This window comes from Rhizocola hellebori (assembly GCF_016862955.1).
Lineage (GTDB): Bacteria > Actinomycetota > Actinomycetes > Mycobacteriales > Micromonosporaceae > Rhizocola > Rhizocola hellebori.
The window spans coordinates 1-20,779 of the sequence record NZ_BONY01000068.1 but is presented as its reverse complement, the minus strand read 5'-3'; the positions used below and the strand labels follow the sequence as shown (position 1 = coordinate 20,779).

16 protein-coding genes are annotated in these 20,779 nt (G+C 65.9%); 3 read left to right on the top strand and 13 right to left on the bottom strand.

The window, feature by feature from the left end; genetic code table 11:
• Positions 1–19: 19 nt before the first annotated feature.
• The 11 genes from Rhe02_RS37245 to Rhe02_RS37195 form a co-directional block, all read right to left on the bottom strand.
• Positions 20–6,037 (bottom strand): Ig-like domain-containing protein, encoded by a 6,018-nt coding sequence (locus Rhe02_RS37245; RefSeq protein ID WP_203913178.1) that lies wholly within the window; start codon positions 6,035–6,037, stop codon positions 20–22.
• A complete protein-coding gene (locus tag Rhe02_RS37240) occupies positions 6,034–6,756 on the bottom strand; it encodes a hypothetical protein (RefSeq protein WP_203913177.1) in 723 nt (240 codons plus the stop codon). Before Rhe02_RS37240 ends, Rhe02_RS37245 begins: the two co-directional genes overlap by 4 nt.
• Complete coding sequence (locus Rhe02_RS37235) at positions 6,753–8,336, bottom strand: serine/threonine-protein kinase (protein WP_203913176.1); 1,584 nt, start codon at positions 8,334–8,336, stop codon at positions 6,753–6,755. Before Rhe02_RS37235 ends, Rhe02_RS37240 begins: the two co-directional genes overlap by 4 nt.
• Positions 8,333–9,181 (bottom strand): FHA domain-containing protein, encoded by an 849-nt coding sequence (locus Rhe02_RS37230; protein WP_203913175.1) that lies wholly within the window; start codon positions 9,179–9,181, stop codon positions 8,333–8,335. Before Rhe02_RS37230 ends, Rhe02_RS37235 begins: the two co-directional genes overlap by 4 nt.
• A 680-nt stretch (positions 9,182–9,861) precedes the next feature.
• Complete coding sequence (locus Rhe02_RS37225; RefSeq protein ID WP_203913174.1) at positions 9,862–10,257, bottom strand: DUF7144 family membrane protein; 396 nt, start codon at positions 10,255–10,257, stop codon at positions 9,862–9,864.
• Between the two features lie 98 nt (positions 10,258–10,355).
• Entirely contained in the window at positions 10,356–10,985 is a 630-nt protein-coding gene (locus tag Rhe02_RS37220; RefSeq protein ID WP_203913173.1) for a dihydrofolate reductase family protein, read from the bottom strand.
• Complete coding sequence (locus tag Rhe02_RS37215; protein ID WP_203913172.1) at positions 10,985–11,452, bottom strand: SRPBCC family protein; 468 nt, start codon at positions 11,450–11,452, stop codon at positions 10,985–10,987. The genes Rhe02_RS37220 and Rhe02_RS37215 overlap by 1 nt, the downstream gene beginning before the upstream one ends.
• Complete coding sequence (locus Rhe02_RS37210; protein ID WP_203913171.1) at positions 11,449–11,775, bottom strand: ArsR/SmtB family transcription factor; 327 nt, start codon at positions 11,773–11,775, stop codon at positions 11,449–11,451. Before Rhe02_RS37210 ends, Rhe02_RS37215 begins: the two co-directional genes overlap by 4 nt.
• Before the next feature lie 101 nt (positions 11,776–11,876).
• The gene (locus tag Rhe02_RS37205; protein ID WP_203913170.1) at positions 11,877–13,895 is read right to left on the bottom strand and encodes a discoidin domain-containing protein; all 2,019 of its coding nucleotides are present in this window, start codon (positions 13,893–13,895) and stop codon (positions 11,877–11,879) included.
• 95 nt (positions 13,896–13,990) lie between these two features.
• A complete protein-coding gene (locus tag Rhe02_RS37200) occupies positions 13,991–14,647 on the bottom strand; it encodes a response regulator transcription factor (protein WP_203913169.1) in 657 nt (218 codons plus the stop codon).
• Entirely contained in the window at positions 14,644–15,843 is a 1,200-nt protein-coding gene (locus Rhe02_RS37195) for a sensor histidine kinase (RefSeq protein WP_203913168.1), read from the bottom strand. The genes Rhe02_RS37200 and Rhe02_RS37195 overlap by 4 nt, the downstream gene beginning before the upstream one ends.
• Before the next feature lie 164 nt (positions 15,844–16,007).
• Between Rhe02_RS37195 and Rhe02_RS37190 the strand changes: the two genes are divergently transcribed.
• A complete protein-coding gene (locus Rhe02_RS37190) occupies positions 16,008–16,448 on the top strand; it encodes a DUF6220 domain-containing protein (protein WP_203913167.1) in 441 nt (146 codons plus the stop codon).
• On the top strand, positions 16,445–18,244 hold the full coding sequence (locus tag Rhe02_RS37185) for a multicopper oxidase family protein (protein ID WP_203913166.1): 1,800 nt from the start codon (positions 16,445–16,447) through the stop codon (positions 18,242–18,244). Before Rhe02_RS37190 ends, Rhe02_RS37185 begins: the two co-directional genes overlap by 4 nt.
• A gap of 8 nt (positions 18,245–18,252) precedes the next feature.
• Here Rhe02_RS37185 and Rhe02_RS37180 read toward each other — a convergent pair whose 3' ends face one another.
• Together Rhe02_RS37180 and Rhe02_RS37175 are read right to left on the bottom strand one after the other, a co-directional pair.
• Positions 18,253–19,335, bottom strand: coding sequence for a WXG100-like domain-containing protein (locus Rhe02_RS37180; protein WP_203913165.1), 1,083 nt, complete (start codon positions 19,333–19,335; stop codon positions 18,253–18,255).
• 2 nt (positions 19,336–19,337) lie between these two features.
• The gene (locus Rhe02_RS37175; RefSeq protein ID WP_203913164.1) at positions 19,338–19,649 is read right to left on the bottom strand and encodes a hypothetical protein; all 312 of its coding nucleotides are present in this window, start codon (positions 19,647–19,649) and stop codon (positions 19,338–19,340) included.
• A gap of 137 nt (positions 19,650–19,786) precedes the next feature.
• Between Rhe02_RS37175 and Rhe02_RS37170 the strand changes: the two genes are divergently transcribed.
• Positions 19,787–20,779 (top strand): serine/threonine-protein kinase (locus Rhe02_RS37170; RefSeq protein ID WP_203913163.1); only part of this gene is annotated, 993 nt, incomplete at its 3' end.

The window sequence follows — 20,779 nt, the reverse complement described above, 5'->3', positions numbered from 1 at the left end:
GGTCCGGAACTGAAGGGGCCTAGTTCCAAGGATTTCTGGTACCAGTGATGCCGTTGCAGGTCGCCGAGACCCAACCGGTCGGGTAGCCGTAATAGCTAAGGGCTTGCCTGCTGCCGTTCCCGCTGCCGTTCGTGGTCACCGTGACATCGAACAGGTCGCCGTGGGCGGAGTTGATGTCGCAGGCATAGGCGGTGTTCGGCGAGAAATTCGACAGGGTCACCACGACGTAGGCGCAGGGCGGGCTGCTGCAACCGGGCTGCCCTTGAGCGCTTGCCCCCTTGGCGACGGTAACCACGCCCGGCGGCGGATCGGTACGGGCAGAGGCAGAAGCGGTCGGGGATACCTGGCCCGCGATGTCGAACGCTCTCACGTCGATACTGCAGGTCTGGTCATAGCCGTTGCCACAGCCGCGGCTGCCCGCCCCGGTCCCCACGTTCTCCCAGCCGCCGCCGTTGACCCGAATCTCGATCCGGTCCAGCGGCCGCCCGTTCTCACCGGCCGAACTCCAGGAAAGAGTCACGCTCGTCGCGCCGCTCTTGGCCGCGCCCGCGTTCGGCTGGCGAACCGGGCCATAGGGACGCACCACGTTGCCCGCGCCCGACCAGTCACCGCACATGTCATTGCAAGCCCTGACCCGGATCTGGTAATCCGTGCCATTGGCAAGGCCGGTCACATAGCCGGAGGCGCTTCCGCTGCCGAAGTCGGTCGACCCGTTGCCGTCCACATCGAACTCGTAGGACGAAATGGCCAGGCCGTTGTCGCCCGGAGGCGACAGCGAATAGCTGACCCGGCCGTCATAGCCGGTGCCACCGCTGTTGTCGGAGTAGCTGTGGGTCAGCACCGGGAACGGCTTGCCGTGGGCGATGGTGGCCGCCGACGCCGGGCTCGCCTGCGACGGGCCGGCTTTGTTCACCGCCACCACGGTGAAGCGATAGTCCACACCGTTGTCCACGTTGACAGTTGCGCCGGTGGTGTCGCCCGGCACGGTGATGGTGCGCTCGGTGACGCCTGCCCTTATCACCGTCAACTGGTACTCGGTGACCGCCGCCCCGTTCACGACAGGCTCGATCCAATTGACGACGATCTGCTGGCCTATCCCATCGGCCACCCCGGCCGCCGTTGGCGCTTGCGGTGCTTCGGGTTGCCTCGCCGGAATCTCCGGGGCCGACGATGCGCTCCACTCGCTGAAAAGGTTGCTGTTGCGTGCCCTGAGCCGGAATGTGTAGGCGGCACCATTGTCTAGTCCGCTCCACACATACGAGGTGCCGTTGACCGGATGCGATATCCCGCCCGGGGAGATCTCAACCTCGTACCCCTGGATCGACGATCCGCCGTTGCCGTTCGGTGCCGCCCAGGAAAGCGTGATCTTCGAGTCGCCGAACGTGGTCGTCGGCGCCTGTGGCTGGTCAGGTTTGGCGTCCGGGTGCACGTCCGCCGACTCCGGGCTTTCCGGCCCATTTCCCGCCGCGTTGATCGCCCGAACCTTGAACCGATAGGTCTTTCCGTTGGTCAGGCCGTCCAATCGGCAGACGGTTTCCGCGCAGGTCTGGGAGAACCCGTCGTTGCCGGTCACCGTGTACCGGTCGACAGGCGAGCCTTGATTGTCCGGCTCGGACCAGACCAGAACGGCGAACTTGTCCCCCTCGCTGCGGGCGATCGGCTGACCCGGCGCGAGCGGCTTGTCGATGACCGTCACCTCGACCGAGCCGTTGACCCGGCGGTCCGGCTTGCCGGTCGCGTCCTGGACGGTGTATTGCAACGCCACCTTCCCGTGTTTTGCCGGGGTGAAAATCACCTCACCCTTACCCTCGTCGATGCGCGCGCCGGGAGCGCCCGGCGCCTCCAGCGACACCAGCTTCAATGGGGAGTTCGGGAACGGGTTGACGTCGTTGCCTATGACATTGACATGGACCTCTTCGCCCACTTTCGCGTTGGCGTAATCGGTGTTGGCCACGGCTAGACCCGAGGGGCGAACCACAATGGCGAGCTCGCCTTGCGCCGACGCTTTCGCCTCATCGGTGACGGTGAGTTTCAGTTTGCCTCGGTCGCCGATCTCCGCGTCGGGCGCGGCCGAGATCTTCAGCTTGGAGCCGGCCAGCTCGACGGTCAGCCCGGCTGGGGCCTTGCTGTCGAGACTGAACAACAGGCCTTCACCGGCGTTCGACCGGACGCACCGCTGCAACTCGACGGTCACCGGTGGCGCACCGGCCGCCGGCTCGACCGGTGGGCAGGAAAACACCGGCGGCTGTTTGCCTGACGGGACCACCTTCACCCGAAGGCTCAGCGATGCGGATGCCTGGCCGTCCTCTACCGCGAACACCACCGCCGCCCGTCCGGAGAACTCGGCCGCGGCATGCAAGGTGAATGAGGTCGGGGTGCTTGTCCCTGGTACCAAGGAAAGGCTCCCAGACGGAGAAGTGGAGATGCTCAGGGTGTCAATCAGGCGCACCGGCAGGCCTTGCGGATCGACGACAAGCTCGGCGACATTGACGGTAAGGTCGGCGCCGCTCGTGACGACCAGCTCCGGGTTGTCCTTGAGCCGTGGCGGCTGCGGGCCGGTCCCGGGGACCCGCACAAAGGCCACGGCCACCCCGTTATGGGCATCCTTGAGTTGGTAGGACACCTGCCTCGCGTTTTTCGTCAACGGGATGCGCAACTTGGAGCCGGAAACCGTGACCGGCGCGGCGTCCCCAACGTTGATCGGCTCGACGGTCAGCTCGGACTTGGGGCCGTCGAGGTCGTCATCGTTGAGCAGCACCTCGACTTCGACGCTGGTCGCTCCGGCGGCCACCGGGCCGGCGATGTCATCGCGGGCGATCGGCGGCAGGTTCGCGCCCGCACGCGACGTGATTCGCACCGTGGCAGTGGCCCGCTGACCGCGGCCATCGGAGATCCCGTATCGGACCGAAACCACGTCCCGCTCGTTCGGGCCCGCCTTGACGACCACCACGCTGCCATTGAGCGACGTGCCCTCGGGCAGTCTCGGATTCAGCAGCTTCAGATCCTCGACGGTCAGCGGATCGCCATCCACATCGGAATCGTTTGTCAGCACCGGAACGCGAACCGTCGCGCCGGGCGCCACGACGAACTCGTCGTCCACGGCAACCGGTGCCGTGTCCCGATCCGGGAACGCCACCACGCCGATCCGGACGCTGCCCGTACCCAGACCACCAAACCCGTCGAGCACCCGATAGGTGAACTCATCGGTGCCACCCGCGCCGGGATACGCCTCGTAGTCAAAGTAGTCGATGCCCTGGTCGACGATACGGCCCAGTTGCGGAGCCAGCATCGGGCCGAGAAGCAAAACCGAATCACCGTCCGGGTCCACCCCGGTCAACGGAATCGGGATGCGCACCTTCCCACCGGCGAAAGCCCTGGCCTGCACCGGCTTTGGCTGCGGGATCTGGTTGGCCGCGGTGGAGGCGATGACGGTGACGGTGATCTGGCCGACCGCCGACTGCCCGCGTTCGTCCAGCGCGGTGTAGCTGGCGGTGGAGGTGCCGGGCTTGTCAAGCGCGTGGAATCGCACCCGGCCCGCCGAGACCAGCCACAAACCGCGCTTGCTCGCCTCGTTGTCGTCCACCACCTTGGGTTTGAGCCCAAGCGCGGCGCCTTCCGGATCCGAGTCGTTGGCCAGCACATCGATGTCGACGATGTCACCCGCGCGCACGGTCGCGATGTCGGCCACGGTGACGGGCGGCTGATTCTGATCGCCACTTTCCAATCTCGTTACCGTCAGCACGCCGATGTCGTCGCGTTCGCCGTCGGAGACGACGTAACGCACGGTGTAGCGGGGCGATCCGACGTCGGAGCGAGTCGCACTGACCCGAAGCCAGCGGTGCTCAATGACCGAAACGCTCAGGCCCGAGTTTTCCGGCACTTCCACCGAACGCACGACCAGAACGTCGCCATCGAGGTCGACGTCGTTGGCAAGAACGTCGGCTACCGAAGGGGTCCCGCTTCTGAGGGCGACCTGGTCCGCGACTGCCACCGGCGCGTAGGCAGACGTCGGCTTGCGCACGTCTATCCGGATCCGGCCGGCCGCTTCCGCCTTGCCATCGGTCACCCGATAGTCGAGATAATAGGCGTCCACCAGATCGGCCTTGAAGGTGATGGTACCGGCCACATAATCGGGTGTCGCGGACGAACCCGCCTTCGACGGCCCGACGAAGCTGAGCCGCAGCCGCTGCTCGCTGCCCGGGACCGTGGTGTTCGGATCGGAGTCGTTGTCCAGCGGGCGGATCGTCACCTTCTGCCCGGCCACGGCGGTCACCAGGTCGTTCTCCGCCACCGGTGGCCGGTCGCGGTCTACGACGTTGACGGTGACGGAACCGTCCTGTAGGACTGTTCCGTCAGAAACCTTCAGGGACACCAGTTTTGGGCCGGGCGAGGAATTCGGCGCGGCGGTGAAGGTCAGTTCTCCCCCCGGCGTGAAACGCACCTTGTCCGGCAGCGGGACGGTCGCCTGTGCGAGCAGCAGCGCATCGCCATCGGCATCGCGCCAGTCCCGCAGCGCGTTGAAAGTCAGCGTGCCTCCGCGTTCCAGTTCGAGGACGCGATTTGACGGCCGCGCATACGGTGGCGCATTGCCATCCGGTTTGACGTTGACCGTCACTCCGGCCGGATCTGTGCCGCCATTGCCGTCGCTGATGGTGTATTGAAAAGTCACCGCCTGCCGGTAGTCACCCGGTGAGGGCACGAACTGCAGCGCCTGCCCGTTGGCGATGACCGATAGCCGCCCCGCACCGGCCGGTTTGACCGCGGTCGTGGCGACAATGGTGAGCACGTCGCCGTCCGGGTCGGTGTCGTTGTCCAGCACGTGCAACAGCGCCGCCTGTCCGGGACGGGCGCCGAAGGTGTCATCGATCGCTTCGGGTTTGTTGTTGACCAGCCTGTTGGGTTGTGAGTTCTCCGGCGGCTTGGTCGGGTTCTCCTTGAGCCGCTCGATGAGCTCCTGCCAGTTGCCCAGATCGGCTCCGCCGCGTTCGAACAGATAGATGTTGCCCTCGGCCGCGTCGTTCAGCACAATCGCGTCCCGGTTCACCCTGAATACCAGCTCCGCATTGGGTGACAGCCCTTCCAGCGGTACCGGCTGGTCGGCCTTGCCCGGGCCGCACAAGCGAATGTAGGTTGGTGCCGATCCCGCCCAGGCCGCGTGGACGCAGTCGCCCAAGCGCACCGGCGCGGCCGGCCCACCCTTGCCAACTTCGGAAAGCGAAGCGCTTTCGCCGTCGGAGAGATCGACCTGCAGCAGTTGCTTTTCCGTGCCGAGCAGGACCGACTCGGACTCCGGGCCGGGTTGCTGCAGGCGTGCACTGCCGTCAACGGAGACGACCTCGTCCGGCAGCACCAGCTTGCCGCCTTTGCTCAGCACCACCGGTACCGAACCCACCGCGGTGACCGAGGCCCCCTCGACATCGGGCAGGTCACGCTGCTCACGCTCGCCGCTTCGGGTTACCGAAAGCAGCTTATTGGTATCAGAGGAGACCGCATGCACCGTGCCGTCGAGGCCTACCGCGATCGAGGCCGCCTTGCCGACTTCGGCGGTCGGAGCGTCCTGCGACACGTCCAAGGCTTTGGCCGACTCGGCTGTGCGCACCCAGAGTTTGCCAGTCTGCTCGTCAAGCACGGCCACGACACCGCCACCCAGCGCCACTCGCGCCACCGCCGGCAACGCGGCGTCCTCGTGTTGGTAGTCGCGATTGGACACGTCGATCGGGCGAAGCAGGCCGGCCGTCCGGTCGACCAGGAACACCGTGGAGGCCTCCTGCAGCACATCGATGTCCGGCTGGTTCCCGCCCGGGTAGAGCAACGCATCGAGTTGCTGCGCGGGCAAATTGAACCGGCCGAAGAGGTTCTGGTTGCGATAGGTTGCCCACACCCCGCCGTCGTTGAGCCGGAGATCTGCGGCCGGGAAACCCTCCGACGACAGCACAGACACCACGAGCCCAGCCAGCACGGCTATCAACGCCGTCCAGGAAACGTTCCTGCGGTTGAGCCGGCCGGCAAGGCCCAGCCATTTCGACGGATTGATCACGCCAGTTCCTCTCCATCGGCTTCGACGCCTTCCAGCAATGCCAGATCGGCACGGGTAACCAGGCGCGCTGCCAACGCGTACTCGGCAAGACGGGCACGCCGGTTGGCTGCCAGATTTTCGCTGTCGCCGTGCAACCCGCGCACCCCGAAGGCGGCGAGCTTTTGGCAGATGTTGTCCAGCTGACGGTTGAACGCCACCAGGGTCCAGCGCAGACGCTGGGCCGCTACCTTGGAGCTGGGAATGGAGGTGGCACCCCGGTCGCCTCGCCGCAACGCCCGTTCGGTGAGCGCGAGCAACACCAGCTTCTGCTTGGTCGTCAACGACATGCCGCCCATGGTCACCGGGCCGCCGTCGCTGGAATCGGGATCGGAGATGACCGGGGTGACGGTGAACGGCGGTTCGTCGAGCAGGATGTCAATCTCGTAGGTGGTCGGCCCGGCTGTGAAGTACACGATGGTGTGGGTGCTCAGCAAAGGCACCTGTGCGCCCGGCGCGAGCCAGGCCTGGAACAGCCCTTGCAGATCGGAGACGGTGGCCGTCAGCTGGGCGCCCACGTTGCGCAGCACCCACAGTCCCTCCACACAGGCCACCTGAAGGAAACGGCGATGCAGATATCTATTGTCGTCCACGCTGATGTCGGCTTCACGCCCGATCAACAGGGGCTGGCGCTCGGTGGCTATGAACTCCTCACCACACAACCGCACCCGAACAGCACTCATGCACAGACCTGCACACTCGGCGAACCAACCAGATTCTGGCGAATGAGGCTGACTCGTAGGCACACCTCGACGCCGGGAGCGGCCCCGGCCAATGTCCATTGGGGACGATCAGCCAGCTCGCTTTTTTCCTGACCCGACCGCTGCACGTTGAACTTGTCGCCCGTCTCCTGATTGGCGTAAGTCCACTGAAACGTGACGGTCCCCTCGCTGTCGCGTTTACCGGTCACCACCGGCACCGGCAGAGCCATCCGATCGGGGATGGCGTCCTCCCCTTGTGGTCGCTGGCTTTGCCCGCCACCGGGGCTGCCGTCGACCGGCTTCACCAGAACGTTGATCCCGACCACGGCCGCCACCACCGCCGCCGCCCCGGCGATCGCCAGCCACACCTTTTTGTTGCGTGGCCGACGATTCCGTATCTGCACCACCAGCGAGGTTTCCTCGGTGCGGGTCGCTTCCGGATCCCGCTGCCGCACCGCGCTTCGCCCGATAGGACCGGCGTGCTCGGTGTCGCCCTTGGGCAGATCCCATCCGCCGATAAGGTCGGAGTCGAAGGTGGCTTCCGCCGGGTCGCTGACCGGAGGCGCCCAAATAGAATTTGGTTCCGGCGGGAGGATCGGCGCTACGGCCGGCTCGGCGGGCTCTGTCCAGTCATCGAGGTCGTCGATGGGTACCCGGGTCAGGGTAGTGTAGTTCTGCTCTTCCTGAATGTCTCGCAGCCGGAAGGCGAACAGCTTGAGCGCCTCCACGCGCCGATCGCCGTTGGGGTTGGCCAGACCCACGTTTCCAGCGCGGGTCCGGGCGTCGGGATGCATCGCGCCGATGATGAGCCGTTTCAGCCGATCCGGAATGTCGTTTCCTGCTATTTCCGGTACCCGGCCGGCGATGATCCGTTCATCGATGGCCTCGGGCGAGTTGTCGCCCTTGGGCAGGCGCACCCACGACCGGCCGGCCAGCGCATGGTAAAGCGTGGCTGCCAACGAGAACAGGTCCGAAAGCTCGTTGGAGACCCGGGAGACGACCACCTCGGCGGCCGCGTAGTCCCTTGACAGCCAGGCGGATCCGCGGTTTACCTCGTCGCGGGTCAGTGTCGCGATACCGAGGTCGGCGAGCTTCGGAACCGCCTGCCGCCCGAAGAGAATGTTGCCCGGCTTGACATCGCGATGCACTATCCCACGCTGATGGAGTGTGTAGAGCGCACCAGCGATCTGGATGCCCACATTGAGCACCGCCCAGGGATCGACCAGGCCGGCCTTTTCGATGTGCTGCGCCCAGCTGCCGCCGGGGCAATACTCCATCACCAGAAATGGCCGTCGCGACTTCTCGGTGAGCCCGACCTCTTGAACGGCAACGATATTCGGATGAGCACCCCGGTCCGAGGGACGGCCTAGCGCCTGCGCCTCCCGCATCACGTCTTCTATGCCGCCACCGGTGAGCCTGTCTACACGCAGCACCTTGATCGCGACCGAGGCGCCCGACGCCTCCCGCACATACTGATGCACCTCGCCAAACCCACCCGAGCCGAGATACCTCATGTGCGCGAAGCCACCGATTATTGGTGGCTCGCCGCCGGGCGCGGTCATCGGTCCACCTCGAAGGTGAGGGTGACCTCGTCGGCCAGCACGATGCTTCCCGTCTCGCGCAGCCGTATCGGCGCGCCCGGTTCCAGCCGCACCTTGCGCCCATCAGGATTGATCACATGGGTACCGCGCCGCCCGGAGCGGTCCATGACCTCCATGCGGAAGCCACTCAACCGCGCTTCCACGTGGAGGTCGGCGATTGCGGCCGACACACCGGAGAGGGTGAGTGCCAGTCTGTCCACCGCGCTGAAGCCCGGTGCTCGCCCAATCAGGATGACCGGGTTCACGACCTCCCAGCGTTCGCTGGTTCCGGCGCGCTGCAGCCAGCCCAGTGCGGGCTGCAGAGTCTCCAGCTGCGGCGCATCGAGCTCAAGCGGCAGATAGCAGATGCGGCACGCGGGCGCGGCCGGCTCGTTGAGATGCAGCTTTGGGCACTGTATGGCGACAAAGCGTTTTCCCTCCGGCTTCGACCGCGACGACCTCTCGGTGTCACCACCGTGCGGAGAGATATTGAGGTCTGGTAGCCGGAAAGGTTCCGCCCTGGGCGCTGGCCGCACATTGGGCGCATCTGGCGGCGGCAGCAACTGCTCGCGTAGCTGATCCGGAATCTTGAACGGTTCCGCCTTCTTGAGCGGCTCCTCGGGATCAGCCCATTGCTGTGTTGACGAAACCTCGGGCCGTACCGGCGGAATGTTGGCCGGCATGACGGGCACCACCGAGTGCGACACCCTCGGCCGGGCCGATGGCTGTGCGGTCAGCGCCGCTGCGCCGCATTCGATTCGCCCCGCCCGCACGATGCCGCCCTGCAACGGCAGTCCGATCTCGCCGCCACTGTCCGATGTGGACAATACGACACGATCCGCTCTTTCGAACGATTCTTCGTGCCAGGTGGCGCGCGGCCCAGCCGTGATCGACGCCAGTGACCGGCCGCCCTGAAAGACCTCGATATGAACCGATCCCCTGGCGAATACCGTGACGCTGCCCTCACCCACCCACACCAGACCGAAATCGGGTAGTGACGCGAAACGCGAACTGAGAACTATGAGGAGTGTGGGCAGGTCCGATTGAGCCACACCCGGCCACAACATTGTCACCAAATCGTCGGCTGGATCGCACCGAAAGAGTGCCACCACCTGCGCCCCGACTAGCCCTGTACTCCCGTGCCCTGAGTAGGCAGCCGTAGCAGCATCCGCCACTTTCCCACCCAATCCAACATCCTGCGTCTGTCCCGAAGCGAGCAGAGTCGCAACTTAGTCGTCCTTTGTCGCGAAGCCAGGCTAGCCCGCAGGGGCCCGCGGACAGAGTCGGCAAAAAGAGCGAGCTTCGGGCCAAACGCATCGATGCATTCGCCAATACACCGGCACCCGACACTCTCACCATCGGAACACCGTGGCCGGACGGCCGACCACGACGGGGTCGCCAAAGTGTCAGATTTGCGATGTTCCCCTTGCGAGCTTTTTGGATCAGGTATGGAAGAGTCCGGCCCGGCCAAACTGTGGCCGAGCCGGACTCGCGGATTTCCTATCGGCTAAAAGTTGTTTCCCGCTGGCGCTTTCACGATCGCCCATATGATGAATATGTCAAGGGCGATGATCAGAATCGCCCACAGCGGGTAGTACGGAATGAAGAAGAACTGGCTCAAGGCAGCCAGACCGGCCAGGACGATCGCGACACCGCGGGCCCAGTCCTTGCCCTGGTAAAGGAAGAAGCCGCTGATCGCCACGATCGCGCCGAGGATCAGGTGGATCCAGCCCCACGTGGTGGTGTCGAATTTGTATATGTAGTTGGGCGCGTTGAGGTAGATGTCGTCCTTCACCACGGCCGAGATGCCCTGGAAGAACTGGAACGCTCCGGCCAGCATCATCAAGAACGCGGCCAGCACCATCCCGCTTCGCGCCACCGCCTTGCTGGTATCACTCGTCACCGTCAAACCCCCCGCCTGTCGATGGTCTCAGCTCCGTCTTACACGACCGCGGGTGGCGACGCAGGCACTATGGTCGATCTCGCTGTGCCAAGACCGTCTCACCGCGGCACGGCGCCCACACCTTCGTAGGTGGCAAATTGGGGCGCGCTGGTGGCCTCAAGAATCAAGATCGTGAGGCCGCCTGGTGTAGTGGAGTGGCCGGTGACGCGCATGCCGATGGCCGGCCCGTGGTCGGGGAAGAGACGCCGTCCCTGCCCGAGCACGGTGGGCGTGATGACCATCCGAACCTCGTCTATAAGACCCGCGGCGAGCAGGCTCTGCGCGAGCCGCGCGGAACCGTGCACCTGCCACTCTCGTCCCGGTCCAGCTTTGAGCTTGGCCACCTCCTGCACCACATCCCCGCGTAGGATCGTCGTCGGAGCCCAGGTCGCCTCAGTGAGCGTGTTCGAGGCGACATACTTCGGCAATCCATTCATGCTTTTGGTGAATGGGTCGTCCGGATCGGTGATTTGCGGCCAGTCGCGAGCGAAGGCCTGGTAGGTGCGGCGGCCCAGCAGCAGCGCATCGGCCTGCGCGAGCCAGCCCGCGGCCAGCTCGATGAAGGCCTGGTCCATGTGCGGGACCATCCATCCGCCTCGGGCGAAGCCGTCGCTGGTGTCCTCGTCGGCCGATCCGGGACCCTGATATACGCCGTCCAGCGTCACGAATTGGGTCAGGGTAAGCCTCATTACCACTCCTCCTGCTCGGTCAGCTCGGCCAGTTGCGCGGTGACGGTGGCCCAGCCGTCGAAGAATCCAAGGCGCTCATGGGTGTCGCGGGCGGTGCGATCCCGATGCATCGCACAGGCGACGTACTCGGTCCCGTCGGGGTGGTCACGCATCGTGATCACTGCGGTCATGAACGGGGAGTCACTCGGCCGCCAACCGGCGAGCAGGGCGTCGGTGAAGACGATCCGACGTTCCTCGTCTACCGCCAGCACGCAAGCGTTCAGGTGCGGCTGGAACTCCGCAGCACCCTCGCGGATGCTCGTGCGGAAGGAGCCGCCCGGCGAAAGCTCCAGCTTCTCCACCCGGCACTGCGCGGGAGCCGGCACCCACCATTGCTCGAGCCGCTTCGGGTCGGCCCACGCCCGCCACACCCGTATGCGTGGCGCCCGGATGACTCGGGAAATCTCAAGATCCAACTCGGGGTTCATTCGGTCTCCAGGTCGATGAATCGCTCGAGACGGTCGGTCCTCGCCTCCCAGAGTGCCCGCTGCTGGGCCAGCCAGTCGTCCACAACCGGCAATTTGCTCGGCTCGAAGACACAGGTGCGCGTGCGGCCCGACTTGTGCGTGCGGATCCAGCCGCTGCGCTCAAGCAAGCGGATGTGTTTCATGAAGGAAGGCAGCGCCATGGAACTCGGCGCCGCAAGCTCGGACACGCTTGCCGGGCCACGGGCAAGCCGTGTCAGCACGCTGCGTCTCGTCGAATCGGCGAGTGCGAGGAAGGCGTCATCCAGCGCAGGATGGTTATCCATAAGGCTTAGTATTGCGAGCCAGAACACTTAGCGCAAGGGCTAAGTAAACATTCGCCACCAAATAAAGGAGCCGGGGCGGATGGCCGCCCCGGCTCTGCGGTTCAGTAGACCTCGACCTCGGCGAGCTGCAGCCGATAGCTTGCGTCGTTGGGGTTGCTGTTGCGCAGACTGGTGCCGGTGACACGGATGTACCGGGCGTTGTGGCCAGTGGCGAAGGGGAAGCTCTGCACCGCCGCGCTGGGCAGCCCCAGCCCGGTTTCGTTACGCACCTCAGTCCACGTCACGGCGTCGACTGAGACCTCGATCTTCAGTGCCTTCGGGAAGCCCTGGCCGACGTTGCCGGGGTCGTTGCGCGGGTACAGATCGACTCGCTGCACCAACCGGCTCGTACCCAGATCAAGAAGAATCCATTCGGGATGGTCTGCACCCAGGTTGCTGTCGGTCGACCAGCCCGCGGCCGACGGACTGGTGATGCGTTGTCCGTCATGGGCTTTGACCCGGCCCCAGCCCCACGCCTCCACACTGCTGCTGGCAGTGCTGGTGGCCACGGCGGCGAAATTGGGTGCCCCGATCGTGGTCTCGAACTTGGACGAACGGTTTGTCTCCGCAATGTAGGTGGTGCCGTTGGTGCTGTAAGCCTCGCCACCACCCGGGTAAGGGGCAGTGTCGTTATAGGTCAGTCCATAGCAGCCGGCCGTGGTGGTCGACTGAACCTGTATGCCGTAACGGATTCCGGCCGTGACCGGGATGTGCGGCCGCACTGTCACGTTACGCGGAGACCAGCCCACCGCATCGGCCGGCACCGTCGTGGTGAACAGCGGCGTGCCTACCGGCTGCAGCGAGGCGTTGACCGCCACGATGCTGAAAGTCAGCCCGGCGTTCGGGTTGCCTTTGCGGAAGCTGGTGTAGGAAGCGCTGGTCAGCGTCCCGGTGCGGGAGGCGACGAAGGTTTGCATCCGGCGGAACCCGGTCGAATGAATGTCACACCAGTGCCGGAAGCCGTCGACGCCGTCGGCCTGATCGCGGTCGGCCGGCACGATTTGGCTGCCCGCCGAGCCGGTCGTCAGCGCGATGGAGACGCTGGCGAGACAGCTGAAGGAGGAGATCGAGCCGTTGCCGGCGAAGGTCAGTGGCGCCCAGTGATAGTTGGCCAGCGCCTCGTTGAACTCGCCGTTCCACAGGTCGCTGCCGTACAGGTAGGTGGTGCCGGAGGCGGTGGGGATCGCCGAGACGAAGGAAGGCTGACCGCCACACGAGTTGGTGTTGATAGTGGTGGGCGCCGACCACGGACCCAACGGGCCGCCCGCATAGCGGTATTGCGTGGCCGTTCCTGTGCAATATGGACAGTTGGGTCCACTGAGGTGGTAATAGATGAGGCCGCGCTTGAACAGCGACGGCGCTTCGGTCGAGTTGATATTGAGCCTCGTGTACTGTCCCGTGCCGCTCGTGTAGGAGGCGTTGAGCTTTTCCACGATCTGGTCGTGCCCGCCACGGATGTCGGTATAGGCCAGGTACGCCGTCTTGGCGAGGTCGTCGTCGACGAACACGTCCATGTCCCCGTTGTTGAATCCAGCGCCGGTGCCCTGCACAGCCAGAGTCGGCGCGGCCAGCTCGGCGAACGGCCCGGTCGGGAAATCGGAGGTGAACACGTGATAGCCGCTGGCATTGTCGTACCCGTTGATCCACAGCACATACTTCGAGGTGCTCTGGTTGTAAACCACGTGCGGCCGGTAGCAGCCGTACTGAGGCGGGGCGCACCGGCCCTGCCACAGCGCCCCGGAGGCCTCGAACAGCTGCCCACGATCGGTCCAGTGGACCAGATCCGGTGAGCTGTAGACCTTGAAGCCACAGAACTTCGTGCCGGCGGTGGTCAGCGTGTAACCGCAGTCGTAACTCGTTCCGTACAGGTAGTAGGTCTCACCGAAGAGCGCCAGGTCACCGTCGTGGGCGTCGACCGCGTTGCCTTCGGTGTCATAGCGGGTGACCTGATTGCCGGCGGTATTGAAGTTGACCACCGTGGTCGTGTAGTCGGCCATCGCTGGGCTCGGGTCGGCCACTACCAGGCCGGCGCTCAGCAATGCCAGAACAGAGTAGATCGCAAAAATGCGATACCTTGCCATGGATTTCGTTCCTTTCCCCGTAAATCGACGCCGGAACATGAACGTCGGAAGCATGATGCTAGCCGAGGTCCGCCGACGGCGCGGGGCACCGTTTTCTACACGGTGACGAGGCCGGTCTGATAGGCGATGACCACCAGCTGGGCGCGGTCACGGGCGCGCAGTTTGGTCATCGCCCGGCTCACATGCGTGCGCGCCGTCGCCGGGCTGAGTACCAGCTTGGCGGCGATCTCCTCATTGGACAATCCCTGCCCGACCAGCGCCACGATCTCCCTTTCCCGGGTGGTCAGGACGGACAGCTGGTCCTCGGCCAGTCTCGCCGTATTCCCGGCCGCGGCGAACCTGCCGATCAGGCGGCGCGTGATTTTGGGCGCCAGCAAAGCATCTCCGGCCGCCACCACACGGATGCCGTGCAGCAGCTCGGCCGGGCCGCAGTCTTTGAGCAGAAAGCCGCTCGCACCGGCCTGCAATGCCTCGAACACGTAGGTATCTGTGTCATAGGTGGTGAGAATGATGACCCTCACCCGGTCGAGCCCAGCGGTTTGACTGATCCGCCGGGTGGCCTGGATTCCGTCGAGAACGGGCATCCGGATGTCCATGAGCACCACCTCGGGCCGCTGCGAGTGCGCCAGCGCCAACGCTTCGGCACCGGTCGCGGCCTCGCCGACGACCTCGATATCCTCCTCGATGTCAAGCAGCATGCGGAATCCGGCGCGGACGAGGGCTTGATCATCGGCGAGCACGACCTTGATCATCGGGCGGGCGCCAAACCGGCCCGCACCGGAATCCGAGCCAGCACCTCGAACCCGTTTCCGGGCCGTGGCCCGGCCGTCAGCGAACCGCCCAGCAGCTCGCATCTTTCGCGCATGCCCACTATGCCGCGCCCGCTGCCCACCTCGGGGCAGGGCGAGCCCAGCCCATCGTCGCTGACCTCGACCACAAGCTCGTCCTCGCTTCGCTCGACCGACGCACGGACGGTGACTCCGGGACCGGCGTGCCGGATGACGTTTGTCAGCGACTCCTGCAGGATCCGGTAGGCCGCGCTGTCCAGCGCGCTGGGCAGGTCCTGGCTTCCCTCCGGCGAAAGCTCGACGCTGACCGACAGACCGGCCTCCCGAGCCATCCGGACCAGATCGTTGACCTGTGCCATCCCGGGCACGGGCGCTTTGGAATCATCTGAGCCGTCGGTCAGCACCCCGAGCGTGGCCCGCAGCTCGTGCAACGCCCGCGCGCTGGTGCGCTCGATCGTGGTCAGCGTCTCGCGTGCCTGCTCGGGGCGCCTGTCGAGCACGTGTGCGGTGACGCCGGCTTGCACATTGATGATGGCGATCGCGTGCGCGACCGTATCGTGGACCTCCCGCGCGATGCGCATCCGTTCGGCGTCCACGCGCCGGCGGGCCTCCTCCTCGCGGGTGCGCTCCGCTCGCTCTGCTCGCTCCTGTGCTTGCGCCGCAAGGACTCGGCGCATCCGGACCGACTCGCCCAGGATGGTGGCCATGATGGCGGTGCCTATCCGGAACATGAGCCAGCCCATCTGTCCGCCCTCGGAGATGTCGGCGGTGAGAATCCAGCCGACTGTCAAGGCAGCGAGGCCTCCCACCGCGATCCGCATCGAGCGGACTCCGTCGCCATAGGCCGTCAGCGTATAGGCCGCAACGAAAAACGCCACCCACCCCGGGCCGTCCGGATAGCCTGCCGCGTAGTAGCACACGCTCATCCCGCCGATGACCACGAAGGTGGCGACCGGCCAGCGGCGGCGGACAGCGAGCAGCAGACCGCCGCCCAGCAGCACCACCGCGGGGAACACGGTCTGCCCCGGGTCAAAGACCTCCCCCCGATGGGTCGCGACCTGCTTGGTCCCCTGCCACTGCATCAGCGCGACGAAGATCGCAAGCGCGGTGTCCTGCGCCCACAGCGGCAACCGGACCAGGCGGCCCAACACGGGGTTCATGCGCAGATGATATCCGCAGCTCAGAACCGCCCGAATCCTGCGCAAGGCGCACCCGGCTACGTCATCAAACGTAATCGACCAGGCAAGCTTCGCTCGCCGGGGCGTAGCCAACTGCCGCCCCACAGGCGACGCGTAACACCGCACCGCGGCAGAGGATCAATCCCATGATGATGCGCCGGATCTACGTAGCAATCGTGGGACTTCTGCTCGCCTCAGGCGCGTTGCAGTTCTATTTCGCCGCCATCGGGGCGTTCAGCCGACCGCAGACCGATGACTCCTTCGCCCTGCACGTCATGAACGGCCGGATCTTCGCCCTGCTGGCTCTGGTGGCCACGCTGGCCGCCGCCCTTGCCCGCGCACCCGGCCGGCTGATCGGGCTGACCGCACTGACACTTGGCCTGACCATCGTGCAGACGCTGATTGTCGTGCTGGGCAACGTCATCGGCGGCTCCACCGAGCAGCAAACCACCGGCGTTTCCCTTGCCATCATTGGCTTGCACGCGCTCAACGGCCTGGCCATCCTCGGCGTCGCGAGCAGGGTGCTGATGCGGGCTCGCGCCCATGCCACGATCGCTCCTGCCGCCACAGCCGAGCCAGCCCGATGAATGCCCAACAGCTCATCGCCGTCGACCTTCTGGCGGCGGCGGTGAGCGCTGCCGCCTGGCTGGGCACTGCGATCGCGGTGGCTTCCGGACGAGGCCGGATAGCTCTGGCGGCGCTGATCGCCGCAGGGGTCGCCACGCTTGCGCGGGTCGGGACCGTCGTCGCGCTGGCCGACCAGGGATGGTGGTTCGTTCAGGACAAGGTGACTCTCGCCCTGCCGCTGCTGGGCTTGGCCGCGGCCGCGGCCGGCGTGACCGCAATGGCTCGTGGGCTTTCCCGGGCGGTGGTGCCGCTGTTCATGACCGGATACGCAGGCATCTGTGGATTACTATTTCTTTTTCTTTTTGGGTACCCGGCCAGCCCCGCCCAAGCCATGGCAAGCGTCGCGCTCGTCGGCGTGGCGACGGCGGTGACCTGGTGGCTCAGGCACCCGGCGGCCAAGCGGGCAGCGACCGTCGCCGGCGCGGTGTCCCTCGCCGCCGGGCTGGGTGCCGCCACGCTGGGATTTCTGCCCGCCGGACCATCGGCGACCGCCACACCGCCGCACCACACCGTTTCCGTCGCCGATCTGCGCGGCCCGACCGAGCCCGCACCCGGCGGCACCGTGAAACGTTATGCGCTCTCCGCACGGCAGGCCGAGATAACGCTCGCCTCCGGCCGCAAGGTGGCGGCGTGGACCTTTGACGGTCAGGTGCCCGGACCCGCACTCACCGCCACCGAGGGCGATCTGGTGGAGGTTCGTTTGACCAATGTGGACATCCCGGACGGGGTGACCCTGCACTGGCACGGTTACGACGTACGCAACGGCGAGGATGGCGCGCCGGGCGTGACGCAGGACGCGGTCCGGCCCGGCGAGGAGTTCGTCTACCGGTTCCGTGCCGATCAGGTCGGCACCTACTGGTACCACACGCATCAGGTATCCGATCGCGGTGTGCGCCTTGGCCTGTATGGCACCCTGATCGTGCAGCCGCGTTCGCCGCTTTCGGGCACCGACCTTACCGTGCCGGTGCACACCTTTGGCGGGGCGCTGGCGATTGGTACCCACGACGGCATGGCGGACAATCCGCAGCCACCTGGTGCATCGGTGAGGTTGCGGCTCATCAACACCGACAACACTCCGCATCGGTTTACCTTGAGTGGAACCAGTTTTCGAGTCGTCGCGGCGGACGGCAACGACCTGAACGGGCCGGGCGAGGTTCGTGAGGTGGCGCTGCGGATCGCCGCCGGCGCCCGCTATGATCTCGCCTTCACCATGCCGTCCGGCCCCGTGGCACTCCGGATCGACGACCGCGCGGTGGGCCTGGCCCTCTCCCCCGGCCCGCACCCGGACACCTCGGCCTGGCCCGAGCTGGACCTGACCTCCTATGGGACACCCACCGGTGGCAGCGATCTGCAAGCCCGGCCCGACAAAGACTTCACGCTGGTGCTGGATCGTGGATTGGCTTTGGTGGACGGAAAGCCCGCCTACGCGCAAACCGTGAACGGGAAAGCCCATCCCAACATCCCGGACCAGGTGGTCGCGGAAGGCGATCTCGTCGCCTTCACCGTGGTCAACCGAGGGCTCGAAACGCACCCCTGGCACCTGCACGGTCACCGGGTGCTGGTGCTGGCCAAGAACGGCCGGCTGGTGACCGGGAGTCCGCTGCTGCTGGACACCTTCGACGTGCGGCCCGGTGAGGTATGGCGAGTGGCGTTCCGCGCTTCCAACCCTGGCGTGTGGATGAACCACTGCCACAACCTCGCCCACGCCGACCAGGGAATGGCTCTACATCTTGTGTACCAGGGAATTGCCAGATGACCTTCGGTTCACATGCTCGGCTGGGCCACGATCCTTGGCTCGTAACGCTCGCCCGCCACGGTCGAGGTCTGATTGGCGATGTGGTCGAAATAGCGCGGATGCAATTGTGAGCCACCGCCCATGAGCGAGTAGTTCTCCTCGTCATGGTGGTCGTTGTCGTGCCACCAGGCGCGATTCTCGAAGAAACCGCCGTCGTATTCGTCGTAGTTACCAAGCACGTGGCCGAACTCGTGCACCATGGTGGCCTTGGTGTGCCGGTTGCCTTCACCGTCGTCGATGCCGGTGTTGAGGTCCATGCCCACCCACGGGCGGGAGCGATGCTGCTCGACGTCGATCACCTTGTGGTAGCTGTCGTTGTTCTCCTGCACCACCACCCGTACCGGGATCGACGGGCCGGTGCCGTCGGCCGGCACCAGCTCGGCCCGCTCGTTCCAGCCGTCCCGGACCGCAGCCTCGGTCATCGCCTTGAACTTGAGCTTCTCTTCCTCGCTGATGCCCTCTTCGAAGTCGTACTTCACCCGGACCACGATGGTGACCGATGGCTCATTCGGGTCGTAGTTGTAGTCGAAGTTGCCGTGGGAAAACTTTCCCAAATCGGTGTCGGACTCAAGGAAGATGGACCGGAGCGGCTGTGGATCGCTAAGGCTCTTCGCCGCGCGGTGGTCGGCCATCGACGCTTCGGAGACGGCGTGATTGATCCGCGCCTGAGCAGGCGAAACCTCGACCTGATTGTCCGCGTTGGGCGCGGACACAACCCCAGCATCGCTAACGTCAAGCGACCGCGAGCGCGCGATCTGTACCGCATCGGCCAGTTTGGTCTTCGCCGCCGCCACCTCATCGGCAAGATGATCGAGCACTGCGGCGACGTGCGCCGCCTTCGCACCGGCCTCGGTCAGCTCCTCACGCAGCTGGATGAAGTGCTGTGCGGCCGCGTCCCCGGCGACCCCCTGCCAGTTGTCCGGCAGATGAACCGTGACCCGGGTCAGTTCCTGCTGCGCCGCCTGAGCCGTCTGCGCACCGGTCGCCCATTGTCTTGCCACCGCCCGGAACTCCCCCGGGTCGATCCCCTGCAACCGCCGGTAGGTGACCACGACTACTGCTCCTCTTCAGGAAGTACACAGACATCGCCTTCAGTGTCCATATAGGACTGAGCGCTTTTGGCCAGATTTTCCGAAGCGCGTGAAGTGGCGGCCTTGAGTGCCAGCATCTGCTGCAGCCAGTCATTGGCACAGCGGGCCAGCGGTGCGTCGACCTCCCATCCAGCGCCCACCGTGGACGGAAGCATCAGGCCGTCACGGACCTTGTCCAGACCGTTGGAGAGATCCGAGCCCGCCCGGGCAACGGACGACATCATCTCGATCAGCTCGTCGGGTTTGACCACGAACCCGTCGTCGGGAGCAACCACGGGATCCATTATGAATTCGGCCGATGGGCCTGTCCCAAGGGAAATCCCTGCCATCGCGCCGCCTGTGTGTCAGATCGCTGCTTCCGCTTGGTCCACTCGGGACATAGACTGCCTTCGGCCCGGCCTAAGGAGCTGTTTTGGAAGGCTTGCTGGCGGAGCGATACCAGCTGGAGACCGTCGTCGGTTCAGGTGGCATGGGGACCGTGTGGCGGGCTCACGACATGCTCCTTGATCGACAAGTGGCGATCAAGGAGGTTCGATACTCCGCGCAGCTGTCCGACGCCGAAAGGAACGCGCAGACGACGCGAGCCGTCGCCGAGGCGCGGCATGCCGCGCGCCTCGAGCACCCGCGCATCGTCCCCATCTATGACGTGGTGATCCACGACGCACGGCCGTGGATCGTCATGCGCTACATCGCAGGCCGATCGCTGGAACAGCAGATCGTCGCGGACGGGCGGCTGGCCCCGGCCGACGTGCTGCGGCTCGCCCGCGGCCTGCTTGAGGCGATCGCGGCTTCGCATCGCGGCGGCGTCCTGCATCGCGATATCAAGCCGTCGAACGTGCTCATCGCCGAAGACGGCGAGCCGATGCTGACCGACTTCTCCATCGCCAGGGCCATCGGCCAGGGCACCGCCACCAACACCGGCCTGATCGTGGGCTCGCCCGGCTACATAGCCCCGGAAAGGGTCGTCACCGGCGTCGCTGGCCCAGAAGCCGACCTATTCGGCCTCGGGGCAACGCTCTACTTCGCCGCCGAGGGGGTGGGCCCGTTCGCCCACGAGGATGCGATGGCAGGCGCCTTCGCCGCAGCCATCCACCCCCACCCACGACCCCAGCACGCCGGCCCCGTGCTGACCCCCCTCCTCGACGGCCTGCTGGAGAAGGACCCACGCAAACGCCTAACCCCCGCCGACGCGGCCAACCTGCTCGGCCTCCCCACCACTGCCCACCCCGCGCCACCGATACCGCCTCCGGCAACCCCAGGTCCTCCCTCATCGCCAACCCCCACCCCACCCCTCGCCACCCCACCCGACCCCTTCCTTGCCACACCGGCTCCCCCGGCCCCCGAGCCATTCCAGACCACGCCGCCTCCCCAGCCCTCCCAAGCCACGCCACCATCCCCCGCCGCC

Coding starts and splice junctions, on each gene's coding strand:
- Rhe02_RS37240 (WP_203913177.1), bottom strand. CDS start 6,756: ATGAGTGCTGTTCGGGTGCGGTTGTGTGGTGAGGAGTTCATAGCCACC.
- Rhe02_RS37235 (WP_203913176.1), bottom strand. CDS start 8,336: ATGACCGCGCCCGGCGGCGAGCCACCAATAATCGGTGGCTTCGCGCAC.
- Rhe02_RS37220 (WP_203913173.1), bottom strand. CDS start 10,985: ATGAGGCTTACCCTGACCCAATTCGTGACGCTGGACGGCGTATATCAG.
- Rhe02_RS37215 (WP_203913172.1), bottom strand. CDS start 11,452: ATGAACCCCGAGTTGGATCTTGAGATTTCCCGAGTCATCCGGGCGCCA.
- Rhe02_RS37210 (WP_203913171.1), bottom strand. CDS start 11,775: ATGGATAACCATCCTGCGCTGGATGACGCCTTCCTCGCACTCGCCGAT.
- Rhe02_RS37205 (WP_203913170.1), bottom strand. CDS start 13,895: ATGGCAAGGTATCGCATTTTTGCGATCTACTCTGTTCTGGCATTGCTG.
- Rhe02_RS37200 (WP_203913169.1), bottom strand. CDS start 14,647: ATGATCAAGGTCGTGCTCGCCGATGATCAAGCCCTCGTCCGCGCCGGA.
- Rhe02_RS37195 (WP_203913168.1), bottom strand. CDS start 15,843: ATGAACCCCGTGTTGGGCCGCCTGGTCCGGTTGCCGCTGTGGGCGCAG.
- Rhe02_RS37190 (WP_203913167.1), top strand. CDS start 16,008: ATGATGATGCGCCGGATCTACGTAGCAATCGTGGGACTTCTGCTCGCC.
- Rhe02_RS37185 (WP_203913166.1), top strand. CDS start 16,445: ATGAATGCCCAACAGCTCATCGCCGTCGACCTTCTGGCGGCGGCGGTG.